The organism is Pectinatus frisingensis (genome assembly GCF_015732285.1).
GTDB classification, from domain to species: Bacteria; Bacillota; Negativicutes; order Selenomonadales; family Selenomonadaceae; genus Pectinatus; species Pectinatus frisingensis.
The window spans coordinates 19,319-36,096 of the sequence record NZ_WIQU01000053.1; the positions used below are offsets into that span (position 1 = coordinate 19,319).

At 38.3% G+C, this 16,778-nt stretch carries 12 protein-coding genes; 10 read left to right on the forward strand and 2 right to left on the reverse strand.

Translation table 11 applies throughout. From position 1 onward, the window contains the following. Window positions 1-40: 40 nt before the first annotated feature. The 5 genes from secA to csaB all read left to right on the forward strand — a co-directional run bounded on the left by secA (window position 41) and on the right by csaB (window position 7,608). Window positions 41-2,563 carry a preprotein translocase subunit SecA gene (gene secA, locus I6751_RS09520; protein ID WP_196590652.1) on the forward strand — a complete coding sequence of 841 codons (2,523 nt, stop codon included), beginning with the start codon at window positions 41-43 and terminating at the stop codon, window positions 2,561-2,563. A 20-nt stretch (window positions 2,564-2,583) separates the two neighbouring features. Further along, window positions 2,584-3,694 (forward strand): peptide chain release factor 2 gene (prfB, locus tag I6751_RS09525; protein ID WP_196590653.1). Its coding sequence is split into 2 segments (ribosomal slippage): window positions 2,584-2,652 and window positions 2,654-3,694, totalling 1,110 coding nucleotides; the frame shifts between segments, so codons are not numbered across the junction. A gap of 63 nt (window positions 3,695-3,757) precedes the next feature. Then, window positions 3,758-4,444, forward strand: coding sequence for an LmeA family phospholipid-binding protein (locus I6751_RS09530; RefSeq protein ID WP_196590654.1), 687 nt, complete (start codon window positions 3,758-3,760; stop codon window positions 4,442-4,444). Window positions 4,445-4,460: 16 nt separating this feature from the next. Beyond that, window positions 4,461-6,521, forward strand: a complete 2,061-nt coding sequence (locus I6751_RS09535) for a DUF5693 family protein (protein WP_196590655.1) — start codon at window positions 4,461-4,463, stop codon at window positions 6,519-6,521. Next, the gene (csaB, locus tag I6751_RS09540) at window positions 6,514-7,608 is read left to right on the forward strand and encodes a polysaccharide pyruvyl transferase CsaB (RefSeq protein WP_196590656.1); all 1,095 of its coding nucleotides are present in this window, start codon (window positions 6,514-6,516) and stop codon (window positions 7,606-7,608) included. The genes I6751_RS09535 and csaB overlap by 8 nt, the downstream gene beginning before the upstream one ends. 224 nt (window positions 7,609-7,832) lie before the next feature. On the opposite strand, the gene I6751_RS09545 is transcribed toward csaB, so the two are convergent. Next, the gene (locus tag I6751_RS09545) at window positions 7,833-8,873 is read right to left on the reverse strand and encodes an aldose epimerase family protein (protein ID WP_196590657.1); all 1,041 of its coding nucleotides are present in this window, start codon (window positions 8,871-8,873) and stop codon (window positions 7,833-7,835) included. Window positions 8,874-9,056: 183 nt separating this feature from the next. Here I6751_RS09545 and araD point away from each other — a divergent pair, with 183 nt between their 5' ends. From araD to I6751_RS09570, 5 genes are all read left to right on the forward strand, one after another. After that, window positions 9,057-9,755: an L-ribulose-5-phosphate 4-epimerase gene (gene araD, locus I6751_RS09550; RefSeq protein WP_196590658.1), complete on the forward strand. Its 699-nt coding sequence runs from the start codon at window positions 9,057-9,059 to the stop codon at window positions 9,753-9,755. A 452-nt stretch (window positions 9,756-10,207) separates the two neighbouring features. Next, window positions 10,208-11,302 carry a GntR family transcriptional regulator gene (locus tag I6751_RS09555; protein ID WP_196590659.1) on the forward strand — a complete coding sequence of 365 codons (1,095 nt, stop codon included), beginning with the start codon at window positions 10,208-10,210 and terminating at the stop codon, window positions 11,300-11,302. 286 nt (window positions 11,303-11,588) lie between these two features. Then, window positions 11,589-13,193: a xylulokinase gene (locus I6751_RS09560; RefSeq protein WP_196590733.1), complete on the forward strand. Its 1,605-nt coding sequence runs from the start codon at window positions 11,589-11,591 to the stop codon at window positions 13,191-13,193. Window positions 13,194-13,286: 93 nt separating this feature from the next. After that, window positions 13,287-14,711 (forward strand): L-arabinose isomerase, encoded by a 1,425-nt coding sequence (gene araA, locus I6751_RS09565; RefSeq protein WP_196590660.1) that lies wholly within the window; start codon window positions 13,287-13,289, stop codon window positions 14,709-14,711. A 98-nt stretch (window positions 14,712-14,809) separates the two neighbouring features. After that, complete coding sequence (locus tag I6751_RS09570) at window positions 14,810-16,177, forward strand: sugar porter family MFS transporter (RefSeq protein ID WP_196590661.1); 1,368 nt, start codon at window positions 14,810-14,812, stop codon at window positions 16,175-16,177. A gap of 222 nt (window positions 16,178-16,399) precedes the next feature. Here the strand turns inward: I6751_RS09570 and I6751_RS09575 are convergent, their stop codons facing one another. After that, window positions 16,400-16,741 (reverse strand): hypothetical protein, encoded by a 342-nt coding sequence (locus I6751_RS09575; RefSeq protein WP_182188008.1) that lies wholly within the window; start codon window positions 16,739-16,741, stop codon window positions 16,400-16,402. Between the last annotated feature and the right edge of the window lie 37 nt (window positions 16,742-16,778).

Genomic DNA, 16,778 nt, shown 5'->3' on the forward strand with positions numbered 1-16,778 from the left:
AAAATATTTCTGCTTTATATATAGTAAGAGGTGACAATATTTGTTTGGTTTTTTAAAAAGTTTGCTGGGTGACAACAATGAAAATGAAATAAAACGTATGCGCGTCATCGTTGAAAAAATAAATTCATTGGAACCGGAATATAAAAAAATGAGCGATGGAACATTATGCGGTAATACTAAGTTATTTAAGGAACGTATTGCTAATGGGGAACCATTGGATTCTGTTTTACCGGAAGCCTTTGCTGTGGTGCGTGAAGCTTCACGCCGCACGTTGGGAATGCGGCATTTTGATGTACAGATGATTGGCGGCATCTGCCTGCATGAAGGTAAGATTGCCGAAATGAAAACCGGTGAAGGTAAAACTTTGGTAGCAACAGCGCCTGTATATCTTAATGCGCTATCGCAAAAAGGTGTTCATATGATTACGGTCAATGATTATCTGGCTAAACGTGATAGTGAATGGATGGGTAAGCTGTATCGTACCTTGGGTTTATCAGTGGGACTTGTTACACACGATATGGATTTTGCAGAACGCAAATTTGCCTATAATTGCGATGTAACATTTGGTACGAATAATGAATTTGGTTTTGATTATTTGCGTGACAATATGGTTATTTACAAAGATCAGATGGTGCAAAGAGATCTGCATTATGCTATTGTTGATGAAGTTGACAGTATTCTCATTGATGAAGCCAGAACACCGTTGATTATTTCCGGTCCCGGCAGTAAGTCAACTAATATGTATTCTATCATGGCGGGAGCTGTTGCACCATTAAAAGAGAATGAAGATTACACTATTAATGAAAAAGAAAAAACTGTGTCTCCGAGTGAAACGGCTGTTGCAAAAGTTGAAAAGACATTAAACATAAGTAATTTATATGATCCGGCTAACATTGAAATGTCACATTGTTTTACTCAGGCGTTGCGCGCTAAAGCGTTGATGAAACGTGATAGAGATTATGTAGTGCGTGATAATGAAATAATTATAGTTGATGAATTTACCGGACGCTTGATGTTTGGACGTCGTTATTCTGATGGGCTGCATCAGGCCATTGAGGCAAAAGAAAATGTGAAAATACAGCGTGAATCACAGACGCTTGCTACAATTACTTTTCAGAATTATTTCCGTATGTATGAAAAATTAGCTGGAATGACTGGCACAGCGAAAACAGAAGAAGATGAATTCATAAAAATATATAAGCTGCCGGTTATAGTTGTTCCCACTAATATGCCTGTTTTGCGTACAGATTATCCTGATGTTATTTATAAGACGAAGAAGGCAAAACTTAAGGCGGTAATTCAGGCAATAAAGGATTATCATGCAAAAGGACAGCCGGTACTTGTCGGTACTACATCTATCGTCCAATCAGAAGAAATAAGTGCATTGTTAAAAAAGACACATATACCGCATAATGTACTCAATGCCAAATATCATGAAAAAGAAGCTCAGATAATTGCCGGTGCAGGGCAAATAGGAGCTGTGACTATTGCTACTAACATGGCCGGGCGTGGTACAGACATTACATTGGGTGATGGAGTCGCAGAAAACGGCGGACTTCATATAGTAGGTACAGAACGCCACGAATCACGCCGTATTGATAACCAGCTGCGCGGTCGTGCCGGTCGTCAGGGTGATCCGGGTTCTTCCAGATTTTATCTATCGCTTGAGGATGATCTGATGCGTTTGTTTGGCTCTGATAATATTGCTAACATAATGGATAAACTGGGAATGGGTGAAGATGATCCGATTGAACATAAACTGGTAACCCGTTCTATTGAACAGGCACAAAAAAAGGTTGAAGCACGTAATTTTGATATACGTAAACATGTTTTAGAATATGATGATGTGATGAACCAGCAGCGTGAGGTGATTTATGGTCAACGCCGTAAGATTTTGACCGGTGATAATTTAAAAGAAAATATTTTAAACATGATTCATGAAATTATCGATCATGAAATGGAGATTTATGCTAATGAGAAAGTTTATCCAGAAGAATGGAATCTTAAAGGACTTATTGATGATGCAGTAAAAATTTATGCACCTAAAGATACATTAAATATAGAAACATTGGGTAACTTTAGTCGTGATGAACTTAAGGAGTTCCTGTGTAAGACAGCTGATAATGCATATGCCGAACGAGAAAAATTATTTGGCGAAGAAAATATGCGTGAGTTGGAAAAAATTGTAATGCTTAAAGTAGTCGATAGCAAATGGATGGAGCATCTTGATGCTATGGATATGGTACGGGAAGGCATTGGCCTGAGAGCTTACGGACAAAAGAATCCACTGGTTGAATATAAGATAGAAGCATATGATATGTTCCAGGCGATGATTGCCAGCATTCAGGAAGATATTGTAAAACTGATGTACCGGGTAAATATTGTTCGTCAGGAACAACCAACTTTGGAAGATCATTTAAAAGGTGCTACTACGTCGCATGGTGATACAGAAGAAAGTACTAAAAAGAAACCTATTGTGAATAATAATACTATCGGACGTAATGATCCGTGCCCATGCGGCAGTGGCAAGAAGTATAAAAATTGTTGTGGACGCAATAAATAATATATGGGATGTGAGAAACAGTGCTGGAAGATTTACGCGTAACAATCGTGGATTTAAAGAAAAAACTGGATGAAATGGGGGCTTCACTTTGACGTCGCCCGCAAAAAGGAAAAGATAGCCGAACTCGAATATAAAATGGGTGAGCCGGCTTTTTGGGATGATGCTCAAAAAGCGCAGAAGATATCTACGGAACTAAATTCACTGAAGGATAATGTTGATCGTTATGAGAGTATGCTCAGTAAGTACGATGACATGCAGATACTTTGGCAGATTAGCATGGAAGACAAAGATGAAAGTGTCTGTAGTGAAGTTGAAAATGAAATTGCAGCGATAAATACTCAGATTGAAAATCTGGAATTGGAAATATTGTTGTCAGGCAAGTATGACTCCAGTAATGCTATCTTAACTTTACATGCAGGTGCCGGTGGTACTGAAGCACAGGATTGGACGCAGATGCTGCTGCGCATGTATGGCCGCTGGGCGGAAAAACGGGGTTTCAATGTTGAAACGGTTGATCTGCTGCCGGGTGACGAAGCGGGTGTCAAATCAGTGACTTTAATGATTAAGGGGCATAATGCATATGGTTATCTGAAATCAGAAAAAGGGGTACATCGCTTGGTTAGAATTTCGCCTTTTGATGCCAATGCCCGGCGGCATACATCTTTTTCGGCTTGTGATGTTATGCCGGAAATAGATGATGATACTGAGTTTGATATAAATATGGCGGATGTTCGTGTCGATACTTATCGTGCCAGCGGTGCCGGTGGTCAGCATATAAATAAAACTGATTCGGCGGTACGTATGACTCATATACCAACAGGTGTTGTGGCACAATGCCAAAATCAGCGTTCACAGCTGCAAAACAGAGAACAGTGCCTTAAAATACTACGGGCCCGTCTGTTTGAATTAGAGATGCAGAAGAAAGAAGCTGAACTTGCTAAATTAGAGGGAGATCAGCAAAAAATAGAATGGGGCAGTCAGATTCGTTCTTATGTTTTTCATCCTTATAATCTTGTTAAAGATCATCGGACAAATGTTGAAACCAGTGATACTCAAGGAGTAATGGATGGTAATATTGATTTGTTTATCGAAAGTTATTTAAAAGCTAAGGCCAACAAACAAATATCGTGACGGTAGCGATGCAGGCTGTTGGATTTAAAGAAAACGAGAACTCCATTATGGCAGGTGATTGATTTGCGTAAAATTTTGGTTTTTGTCTCACTGTTGATTATAGCTCTGGCCGTATTCACAAATATGTTTTTGCCAGGATTTATTTCTTATACAATAGAAAACCATCTGGAAAAGGATATAAAAGCGCAGAATTTGCAGGGAGAGATTCAAACTCATCCGGCGTTTATGATAATAACAGGTCGGATAAATGATCTGCAATATAGGGCAGATAGTGCCATAATCGGAGAAACAGAAGTGCGTGATGTATCTTTGACCGGCAGTAACATAGTAGTAGATATGCCTAAATTGCTGGAAAAACAGCTGGTAGTTGATAAGGCAGAGAATATGACACTGACATGTGCTATTGATAAAAAATCACTTGAGAGATTACTGGTCAAGCGCATAAGTCGTCTGCATAATGCCACTGTGGAAATAAAACCGCAGGGAATAACAGTTCAGGCTGATATTCCTTTGCTTGGCAATAATATAGCAACAGTATTACAGGGAAAATTATACACTAAGGATGGAAATGTTTATTTTAAAATAACTGAATTTGATGTAGAAAATGGTTTACTGGGTAAGTTTACTATTGACAGCAAAGAAGATATATTGTTGTTGGATAAAAGTAAGCTGCCATTTGATTCTAAAATTGACTCTGTGATGCAGGAAGAAAATCAAATATTGATAAAAGCAAGTGCTCACAAAGAATAATAAGGTGGGGAAAATTTTGAGGGTTTTCAATTATAACCGATGGTTTGTGCTGCTAATTGGAATAGGTCTTATTGCTGGGCTAATAATAAGTTTTCAGCGTTATAATGTAGAAAAAAATAATATGACGGTAGAGTTGGCACTTGATTATGAAGACTTGTTGAAATTGGCAGAAGACGAAGGTTTACCGCCCGCTGAAGTGCTTGCGGAAGCTAAAAATGCAGGGATAACTTCACTAGCTGTTTATGAAACTACATTTAAAAAATTAAATGCTAATGGAAAAGCGTCTGCTACTGCCGGCAGTACGATTTTACAGCAGTATTACAGTGGTTCGCTTACTGATCCATCTTGGCGTGCATTAGTAAGTGACGGGGAAATAAAGGCTGCTGATATTTACGTAACAGGACATGACCAACAGACTTTTAATGAGTTGAAAGAAGATTTGCCGTTGCGCCTTGGGGCGGATCGGGTACATCCTATGCAGGTTGGCAATGAAGAGGTTTTAGTAGTTAAGGCAAATTATGAAAACTTTTTGAAAATGAATTTGGGAATGCCCACTGATGAAATGAAGGCAGTAAATGCTGCTGGTTTTTATGTGATTGCTCGGCCAAGTAATTATACTGATGTAGATGAAACAGAGATAGACGCTGTTTTTAATAGGTTAAAGGGCATTAAGGTGTCTGATATTGTTTTTTCCGGCCCGCAAACTTTGGGGGCACCAAAACTAGTTGATTATACTGTAAACAAAATGAAGAAACAGAATATAACACTTGGCATGATCGAAAATGTTTCTCAGTTGCAATTTTATCCACAGGATGGACTTACCGATATAGCGAAAGAGCTTGATTATAAAGCGGCACGACTTTATACGATCCCTAAAGATGAACAACCTAAATTAAAGCTGGCTGAGGCTGTAGAACGGTGGAGTAATACGGACGAAGAACGTAACATTCGCATAAATCTAATGCGCCCGTATGATAAACCATCACCGGGATTATCTGTTATGCAGACTAATATGCAGTATTTTTCTGCTACACGTAATAAATTGGAAGCCAAGGGATTCAGCATAGGTCCGGCCAGTATGTTTACCAGTTACAACGGCAGTCCATTGTTGCGGGCACTGCTTATGCTTGGAATTTGCGCTGCTGGTACATTATATTTGTCATTAGTTATTCCTGGATTTAAGATAAAATATCAATATTTATTATTTGCCTTAACAGCGGTGATTTGTATAGTTCCATTTATTATGGGGCATGGCAACAAAATACGTGTCATCGGAGCTTTGGCTGCAGCCAACCTGTTCCCGACCCTGGCAATGATAGGTTTGCTCGATAAATTGCGTTCTATGAAACGAAGTAAAACCTTTTCTTTTAAACGAATTATAGCTTTTTCGTTTATTGCCATTGTTTTGACAAGTGCGGTTTCTTTGATGGGAGCAGCATATTTATCAGGTTTATTGTCAGATGTAAGATATTTCTTGGAAATAGACATATTCAGAGGCATAAAATTGACTTTTGTTCTGCCGATGATTTTGGTAGGAATAGCTTTGTGTCAGCGGTTTAATATTTTTGATGAAGATAATTCATTGGTACCCATGCCATTGAAAAAACAAATTATCGAATTTCTGAATATCAAAGTATTGGTAAAAACTTTAATGATTTTTTTGTTCTTAGTGGCAGCGTTAGTAGTATTTATCGCCCGTTCCGGACATACGGCGGGTTTTCCTGTTCCCGGAATTGAATTGAAAATACGGGCACTATTGGAACGAGGTTTTTTTGCCAGACCGCGTTCTAAAGAATTATTTATTGGACATCCGGCATTTATGATCGTAATCATGGCATGGCTGAGAAAATGGCCGATAGCGTTTTTTGCTGTTATGGTTTTTGCTGCAACTATCGGGCAAGGTTCGATGGTGGAAACATTTGCTCATATGCGTACACCCGTTTATATGTCTTTGGTTCGCGGCATAGATGGTATGGTACTGGGAGCTTTGCTGGGGCTGGCCGTGCTGATTGTCGTTGAACTATGGAGATATGCAGCTTCCTCACGGGAGAGGAGGAAAAGTACTGAGCATGAATAATGTTGTCGTCTCAGGGTATTACGGTTCGAAGAATGCCGGTGATGAAGCGATGCTGGCTGCTATGCTGGAAGTATTTGCTGACCTTGATCCCAAAATAAAATTTACAGTCATATCAGCGAATCCCATGGATACGACAGAGCGACATGGCGTTAAAGCGGTAAATTGGCTGGATCTTTTTTCCATCATAAAAACACTGCGAAAAGCCGATTTATTAATAAGCGGTGGTGGCAGTCTTTTGCAAAATGTAACAAGTGGACGCAGCTTGTATTATTATATGGGAATTTTATTTTTGGCAATGCTGGTCGGAACACCGGTCATGCTTTATGCACAAGGTATTGGTCCTGTTTATGGCTGGCTGCCGCGTAAACTTATGTGTTGGTTCGGCAATCATGCAAAACTTATTACGGTGCGTGATGAAGGTTCATTGGCAGAATTAGAAAAGATGAATATTCATCGGCCTACCATAAAAGTTACAGCTGATCCGGTTCTGGCTATACATTCTGTAGAAAAAACGATTGGGCAGAAGATTTTGGTAAAGGCTGGTATATCTCGTACGAAACCGATAGTGGGAATTTGTGCGCGCGAATGGCGGGGTCTGAGACATTATAAGCAAGTATTATCAGAGGTGCTTGATAAAATAAATGCTGATTTTGGTGTACAAATAGTATTTATACCAATGCAGTATCCCGAGGATGTCAAGGCAGCTGAGAAAATTGCCGCACATATGAAATCAAGGGCAATATTGTTGAATGATGAGTATACTACCAGTGAACTTTTGTCGATAACTGGTAATCTGGATATGCTTATTTCTATTCGGCTGCATGCGCTTATTTTTGCCGGAGTAATGGATGTACCGATGATAGGTCTTTCATATGATCCTAAAGTTGATAGGTTCTTGAATTCTATCGGGGAAAAAACTGCTGGAAACTTAGAAAATGTCACAGCAGGAAAAATTATGAGACAATTTATAGATAAGTGGCAAAATAAAGAGGAAATAAGGGTAATTAATCGTCAAAGGCTGGCTGAATTACGCGCATTGGCTTCTAGTAACGCTGAAATGGCACTGGATGTGCTGCAAAAAAATTGACGAATATAAAAAAAGCTGTAATGAATTTTAATTTATTCATTACAGCTTTTTTTTACGGTGACTAGAAAGAACACTAACAGACAAATATCCTGAATCTCATAGCTATATGAATATGTCTGAAAAATTTATTCATATTAAATTATTTGATCGCGTATACCGAACGGCAGATGCAGTGGTATGAGAGGAAAGTCTATTTAATTAATGAATGACCTTCTACCCGAAAATCAATAATCAAAATGATATGCTGTAGACGCTTTATAAATATTTCCCGCTCTTAGTATAGGAGTAATAAAAGATGGAATATTGACTGCGTTGGGAAAGTATTGACTTTCGAAACAATAACCAGAACGGCGCTGCAAAGGAATATTGTTTTTACCCTTTACCTTGGGATCAAGATAATTACCGGTGTAGAATTGAAATCCTGGCAATGTAGTGAAGGCAGTCATGGTTATATTGGTTTTATCACTATGGGCACAGGCAATTTTTTTGCTGTTGCCATTGTATTCAGGTACGACGAAGTTGTGATCATAGCCACCGGCTGCCTGTATAGTTGGAAAATCGGCATCCCAGCCATTTTTTATAGCAGACGGATCATGTAGGTCGAAGGGAGTTTTTTTGACCGGTAAAATCTTACCGGTGGGTATTGACAATTCATTGACCTCAGTGTATTCATCAACAAATAATTGAACAGTCTGATCTCCTACATTGCCGCTGTCATAACCGGACAGATTAAAATAACTATGATTGGTGAGATTGCATAACGTATCTTTGTTTGACCATGCAGTGTAATCAAGTGTGAGTGTATTGCAGTCAAGCAGACGATAGATAACGTTGACGGATAATTGTCCAGGATATCCTTCTTCACCATCAGGACTTATATACGATAGCTTTATAGCATTATCTTTCATTATTTCTACTGACCATATTTTTTTATCAAAACCTATTTTACCACCATGTAAATGATTGTGACCATTAGTATATAAATCATATGTTTGGTTATTTAAAACAAAATGTCCCTTTTCGATGCGATTACATACTCTGCCGATAAGTGAGCCGATATAAGTATCCTGCCGTTCATAGGCTGCAGCATTATCATACCCCAGAACTATATCCACTGGTTTTGCTGCGGTTGGGATGATTATATTGGTAATTGCTCCGCCAAAACTGGAAATGGAAACTGTCATACCATTTTTATTGGTTATGGTATACAAATTAATATTTTTTCCAGTAGAGATCCTGCCGAAAAAACTTTCTTTTACACTCATTAAAATACCTCCTGATTATTATAATTATTAAAAGTAAACCTTTTCTGCATAATACCACTGTTATGTAAATTATGTCAATTTTATATTTTTTGAAAAAATATAATTAATAAGTTAACAAATGATAATAAATAGTATATAATGTATAACAACAATTTTATATGTCATACATATTAGGAGGATACTATGTTAGATAATTTAAAAAAAAACGTGTTTGAAGCAAATCTGCTACTGCCAAAATACAAAATGGTAACATTTACGTGGGGAAACGTATCTGGAATAGATAGAGATAAGGGACTTATGGTCATAAAGCCATCAGGTGTGAATTATGAAAAAATGAGAGCTGAAGATATGGTAGTGGTTGATATGACGGGAAAAGTAGTTGAGGGGGATTACAATCCTTCTTCAGATACTGCTACTCATATTGAATTGTATAAGGCCTGTTCCGCTATTGGCGGTATAGTGCATACACATTCCCGGTATGCTACTTCATGGGCGCAGGCATGCCGCAGCATACCGGCACTTGGGACTACTCATGCAGATGATTTTTATGGACCTGTTCCCTGTACCAGAGCCATGACAAATGAAGAAATTGCCGGGGATTACGAGAAGGAAACAGGAAAGGTCATTATAGAAACTTTTCGGGAAAAGAAAATAGATATGATGTCTGTACCAGGAGTTTTGGTTTATTCACATGGTCCTTTTGCCTGGGAAAAAGATCCCATTGCCGCAGTGAAAAAGGCGATTATTCTTGAAGAAATAGCTTTGATGGCATATAATACTCAAATGCTTTGCAAAGATAAATTGTCTATGCAGCAGGAATTGCTGGATAAACATTATCTGCGCAAACATGGTGCAAATGCTTATTACGGACAAAGTAAATAAAACCATTTTGACTGTCACAGATACGGTATAACTTATAAATATTGCAGTATAGCAGTATGTTTGTAAGTGAATTACCTTCGTGTGACAGTTTTTTTATATGTATGGTAAAATATGGGCACAAATCTGTATTTATTTATTCAATGAGCAATTATATATTCGATTTAATGGAGTTGGCGCACGCAGCTATTTTCATTCCTATATGCATGTTTCTGCCCCGCTGTCCGGTCCTTAGAGGGACAGGAAACCGCATAGCGATGGTGGTACCTTGAGGTTGAGGTCAATGTTGTTAACGTGACAGCCCCGCATGTAAAATGGTATGCTGGAAAAATTAATTTTGGCTAATTTTGATACGGCAGTGACAACTATGCCAATATAAATGTAGACAAATTGGGATAAATCATTCATAATTACTAGAAAAGGTGGAGTTGATTATAAATGAGGCATTTGGTCGTATGAAAAGCATACCAAAATATGTAGAATTGATGAAGTGGCTGGAATCAGCAATTATTAACGGTGACTTGGCAGCGGGTGAGCGCCTTCCGTCGGAGAATGAGCTTGGTGATAGATTTTCTATAAGCCGTCAGACTGTGCGTCAGGCAACAAGTATTTTAGAAAGCAGAGGGCTATTGGAAAGGCGTCGTGGATCCGGTACATATGTAAAGTATTCTGCTGAAAATCAAATAGCATTACCTCATTTAGTGAAAACGATTGGTGTTGTGACAACTTATCTTAATGAATATATTTTCCCGGCTATCATAAAGGGAATAGATGATATTTTAGTTGCTAATAATTATTTTGTGCAGTTGTCACTTACGTATAACAAGATGGAAAGAGAGGCTGACGTTCTTAGCAAACTATTGGCTCAAAAAGCAGAAGGATTGATTATAGAACCGGCTAAAACCGGATTGCCTAATACTAATAAAAAAATATATAGACAGATAACGCAGGCTTCAATACCGTGCGTTTTTATAAATGCATCTTATCCTGATATGGATATTCCTTGTGTTGCGATGGATGATTATGCATGCGGGCAGGCGGCAATTGAACATTTGATAAAATGTGGTCATAAAAAAATTGGCGGATTATTTAAGCTCGACGACATGCAGGGCAGATTGAGATATGCAGGATGTGTAGATGCACTGCATAAACATCAGATGAACTTTGTTGAAAATAGTCTTATTTGGTATACTACAGAAGATAGAAATGAAGAGTTCATGCGATACTTTGGCGATAGAATTTTGAAGATAAACAACTGCTGCACTGCTATGGTATGCTACAATGACCAAATAAGCAGGGAAATCGTACGCGTTTTGTACAGTAATGGAAAAAAAGTTCCGGAAGATATTTCTTTGGTGAGTTTTGATGATTCAAATTTTGAATTTCAAATGGAATTTGGTTTTGGTCTTACAACTTTCCGACATCCCAAAGAGGAATTGGGGCGTGTCGCAGCAAGCATGTTGCTTAAATTGATAAAGGGGGAACCCGTAAAAAATATAAAATTCCCACCTGAACTCATTGGAAGAACATCGGTAAAAAGAATAATATAAGAGAGCACCGTGCGTAAAAACATTTACAGATATGCAGTGATTATGGCTTTTGGGAATCTTTTTAAAAGCATAGGCTGCATTTTAGGTTAATGTTATTCGTACGGTGATTTTTTTATTCCATTTGGGAAAATATAAGTGTTTGTAATAGTGGAAAAATTATTAATAATTTTTTTTATTTGCTTATTTACATAATATAGAATAAGTTGTATTATATATATAAAGTTGTATGATATATTTTCCGGAAAATAGTAACTTTAAATTAATGTCAGGAGGTGTACTATTTTTGATGAGCCTAATTGAAATAGCTGAAGCGACACAAAAGGGACATGTTTCACTGGGAATTGAGCTTGGTTCTACACAAATAAAATCAGTCTTAATTACTGATGATTTTAATACGATAGCCTCTGGTTATTATACTTGGGAGAATCGATACAAAAATGGTATATGGACTTATTCATTAGAACAAGTTTGGGAGGGTATCAGGACAAGTTATAAACAATTGGCTGCCGATGTTTACAGCAAGTATCATCAGCCTCTTATCAAGATAGGGACTATAGGCGTTAGTGCGATGATGCATGGTTATTTGGTATTTTCCCAAGATGGGAATTTGTTAACACCATTTAGAACATGGAGAAATAACATAACAGGACCGGCTGCAGATGAATTGACAAGTTTATTTAAATTTAATATACCGCAACGCTGGTGTATTGCACACTTATATCAAGCCATATTAAATAAAGAACCCCATGTAAGGCAGATAAGATTTATTACTACTCTGGCAGGATATGTGCATTGGAAACTGACTGGTGAAAAAGTGTTGGGAATAGGTGACGCCTCTGGGGTATTTCCGATTGACGAAAAAACTTGCAGCTATGTTGAACCATTATTGCAGCAATTCAGCCAATTGCCGGAAGTGAAGAAATATTCATGGAATATACACGATATTCTGCCTAAAGTTCTTAAGGCCGGTGAGATAGCAGGCAGGTTAAGTGCTGAAGGAGCCAAACTGCTGGATATAAGTGAACGGCTGGATGCAGGTAGTGTAATGGCTCCACCAGAGGGAGATGCCGGTACCGGTATGGCAGCCACTAACAGTGTTAGAAAAAAAACCGGTAATATTTCAGTCGGAACATCGGCCTTCTCGATGATTGTTTTAGATAAACCGCTTAAACAAGTGCATCGTGACATAGACATAGTAATGACACCGGATGGTTCGCCTGTTGCAATGGTACATGTTAATAATTGTTCTTCAGATATCAATGCCTGGGCAGAAATATTCAGACAGTTTGCTGATCGTCTTGGAGTCAATTTAACAGCTGACGAATTATATGAGGCATTGTTTCTTGTATCGGCTAAGGCTAGTCCGGATGCAGGCGGTTTAATTAATTACGGCTATTTGTCGGGTGAGAATATTACAAAAATATCCGCTGGAAGGCCATTATTTGTCAGAACGGCAAATTGTGAATTTACCTTAGGTAATTTTATTCTAACGCAGCTTTATGCGGCGTTTGCCCCATTAAAAATTGGCATGGATATTCTGATAAATAAAGAACAGATAGAAACGGAAGTACTTATTGCTCAAGGCGGGCTATTTAAGACTCCGGTAATTGCACAGCAGATTTTGGCAAATGCACTCAACACGCCGATTACTGTCATGAAAACAGCAAGTCAGGGAGGCCCGTGGGGAATGGCTGTGCTGGCGGCTTATGTCAAAGAAACCGATAATATGGACCTTTGCGATTTCTTGGATAAAAAAGTATTTAAATTTCCCGAAACATTTACACTTAGCCCGGAACCAATCGGTGTTACTGGTTATAAAAAATTTATTACTGGATATGAAGACGGTCTGGCCGTTGAAGAAGCAGCAGTTGATAATATCAGTGAAAGATGACTATAGGCAGTATCAATTATTTTTATAAACAATAATAATATGAAAATTGCAAATTTAGTAATTATTATTTTTAAATAAAAGGAGTAATGAAAAATGTTATCAATTTCTAAATATGAATTTTGGTTTGTTACCGGAAGTCAGTTCCTTTATGGAAAAGAACAGTTGAAACAAGTCGCTGAAGATTCACAGGATATAGTAAAAAAATTAAACTCAAGCGGTAGGCTGCCTTACAAAATTGTTTTTAAGGATGTTATGACAACTGCCGACAGTATCACTAAATTCATGAAAGAAGCAAATTACAATGATAATGTGGCTGGGGTAATCACTTGGATGCATACTTTTTCGCCGGCCAAGAATTGGATTCGCGGTACTAAATTGTTACAAAAGCCATTATTGCATTTGGCAACACAGTATTTGGATAGAATTCCTTATGACTCAATTGATTTTGATTATATGAATCTCAACCAAAGTGCACATGGTGATCGTGAGTATGGATATATTAATGCCAGACTGCATAAGAATAACAAAATTATCTATGGCTACTGGGGAGATAATGAAGTTCAAGAAGAAATTGCCCGCTGGGAAAATGTTGCAATAGCATATAATGAAAGTTTTAAAATAAAAATTTGCCGTTTTGGCGATACTATGCGCAATGTTGCTGTTACTGAACTGGATAAAGTCGGGGCGCAAATTACACTGGGATGGACGATCGATTACTATAGCGTAGGAGATTTAACTGAAGAAATAAATAAAGTCAGCGAAGAAGACATTGATAAAGAATATGATCTTTTGCAAAAAGAATACACACTTACTATAGGTAATAATAAGCCGGAAAAATTCAAGCATTCGGTAAGGGGACAGCTGAAAGAATATATCGGAATCAAACGCTTTTTAGAACGCGGCAATTATACAGCTTTTACTACTAACTTTGAGGATTTACACGGGTTGGAACAATTACCGGGACTTGCTGTTCAATTGTTGATGCGTGACGGATACGGTTTTGGGGCTGAAGGTGATGGGAAGTCGGCAGGCTTAAGCAGACTGCTTAAGATTATGGCACGTAATGAAAAAACAGCATTTATGGAAGACTACACTCTGGACTTGCGCAAGGGGCATGAAGCGATATTAGGTTCACATATGCTGGAAGTAGATCCATCCATAGCGAGTGAAAAACCACGTGTCGAAGTTCACCCGCTTGATATCGGCGGTAAAGAAAACCCGGCCCGGTTAGTGTTTACCGGTTCGGAAGGTGCAGCGATAGATGTGACATTATCTCATTTTGCCGATGGATTCAAGTTACTCAGTTATCCGGTAACCGGCAATAAACCGGAAGCTGAAACTCCCAATTTACCAGTGGCAAAACAATTATGGACACCTAAAATCGGATTGAAAAAAGGTTCCATAAAATGGATCGAAAATGGCGGCGGACATCATTCTGTATTTTCATTTGTACTGACGGAAGGACAAATTACTGATCTGGCTAAAATGTTTGGCATAGAATCAATAGTGATAGATTAACAGGCGATTGACAATAAAGGTCAGAAGATAATTAGAAATTGTAAAAAATGATATTTTCTGACTTTTATAATGTAATCCATAATGAAGGAGTGCAGAAATTGGAAGGTACAAAGAAAATATCAAGTAGTTATATCTACTTTTTTGGTGCATTTGGCGGTATCCTCTTTGGATATGATATTGGTGTTATGACCGGGGCTTTGCCATTTTTGACACATGATTGGAATTTGGTGGATGCATCGACAATCGGCTGGATAACCTCTGCCGTTATGTTTGGTGCAATATTTGGTGGTGCTTTAGCAGGACAGTTGGCTGATAGGTTAGGCCGCCGTAAAATGATTTTACTTTCAGCCGTATTGTTTGCAATTTTTGCCTTATTGTCAGGTTTAGCTCCCGACAATGGTAAAACCTATATGATTATAGTCCGCATGTTTTTAGGCTTGGGAGTTGGTGCTGCTTCAGCCCTGGTTCCGGCATATATTTCCGAGCTGGCACCGGCACGGCTGCGTGGACGCCTTTCCGGAATCAATCAGACAATGATTGTCTCCGGGATGCTGATTTCCTATGTTGTCGATTTCTTTTTAAAGGATATGCCAGGAGAAATGTCATGGAGATTGATGCTGGGATTTGCCTGTTTGCCCGCAGTCATCTTATTTTTAGGTGTTTTGCGTTTACCTGAATCACCACGTTATTTGATAAAGAATGGACATTATGATGAAGCCAGAAAAGTATTGGGCTATGTTCGTCCAGAGAATGAAATTGATGCCGAACTTAAGGATATTAAAGAAACTGCCGCATTGGAAAATCAAGCTGAAAATCAAACCAGCTGGGGCAGTCTGCTAAGTAAAAAATATCGCTATTTGATCACGGCTGGTGTCGGTGTGGCAGCTTTTCAACAATTTCAAGGAGCTAATGCTATTTTTTATTATATTCCATTGATTGTGGAAAAAGCGACTGGCAGTGCAGCAACCAACGAACTAATGTGGCCAATTATTCAGGGTATAATACTTGTTCTGGGTTCACTGGTATATATCTGGATTGCAGAAAAATTTAACAGGCGGACACTTCTGATGGTTGCCGGATTCATCATGGGGCTATCATTTATTTTGCCGGCTGTTATTAATTGGCTTATACCGGGAGCCAGCCCAATGATGATTGTATTTTTCTTGTGTATATATGTTGCCTTTTATTCGGCTACATGGGCACCAATTACCTGGGTATTAGTGGGAGAAATATTTCCATTGGCAGTTCGCGGCCGTGCGGCTGGTCTGGCTTCGTCCTTCAATTGGATCGGTTCATGGCTAGTCGGGTTATTATTCCCTATTATGACGGCAGCTATGCCGCAGGAAGCGGTATTTGCTATCTTTGGTGTTATTTGTATGCTGGGGTGTTTATTTGTAAAGACGCGCGTACCTGAAACACGCGGCCGTACATTGGAAGAGATTGAACGCCAGGAAACAAATAAGTAAGCTGTTAAACAATTAACGGGGCTGCCGCATGAACAGCATTGACATCATAAATATGTAATACTTATGAATGAAAATGATTACGTGCGACAACCCCATTAATTTTAGATATGAATGTTAGGAATAAACATATAAAACGGATGGTACCGGAAAACATATGCTAAATGTCGTTTTGTGTATCAATATACATGACTAAAAAAATCGGTCATGTTATATAAAGATAGATTAATCAACCTTGTCCTTATTGAAAGCCTTCATTACATACTCGACCGGACGGCTCCAATCAACATAAATATTGGTGTTTTCCCAAAGACGAGTCAGCGCCAATTTAAAATTTTCCAGGCTTTCCAAAGGATTTATGGTGACCTGAGTAAAGTCATGTGCTGTTTTATGTGGTATCTGCATTGTCAGAGCCTTGGCAAAAAAGTTTCTCACAGTTTGTACAGCTTCTTCTGATTTTAGAAAGATATCAGCTTTTTTATCGGCTATATTATATTCTATATAACCAACGTCACTGTAGTCTTTTAAGTCATAACGGCTTATTGCCACACGAAATACATTTTCCATTGTAGAACAATACCTCTTTTTCTATAGCAGCTATTGA

Coding starts and splice junctions, on each gene's coding strand:
- csaB (WP_196590656.1), top strand. CDS start 6,514: ATGAATAATGTTGTCGTCTCAGGGTATTACGGTTCGAAGAATGCCGGT.
- I6751_RS09545 (WP_196590657.1), bottom strand. CDS start 8,873: ATGAGTGTAAAAGAAAGTTTTTTCGGCAGGATCTCTACTGGAAAAAAT.
- araD (WP_196590658.1), top strand. CDS start 9,057: ATGTTAGATAATTTAAAAAAAAACGTGTTTGAAGCAAATCTGCTACTG.
- I6751_RS09555 (WP_196590659.1), top strand. CDS start 10,208: ATGAAAAGCATACCAAAATATGTAGAATTGATGAAGTGGCTGGAATCA.
- I6751_RS09560 (WP_196590733.1), top strand. CDS start 11,589: ATGAGCCTAATTGAAATAGCTGAAGCGACACAAAAGGGACATGTTTCA.
- araA (WP_196590660.1), top strand. CDS start 13,287: ATGTTATCAATTTCTAAATATGAATTTTGGTTTGTTACCGGAAGTCAG.
- I6751_RS09575 (WP_182188008.1), bottom strand. CDS start 16,741: ATGGAAAATGTATTTCGTGTGGCAATAAGCCGTTATGACTTAAAAGAC.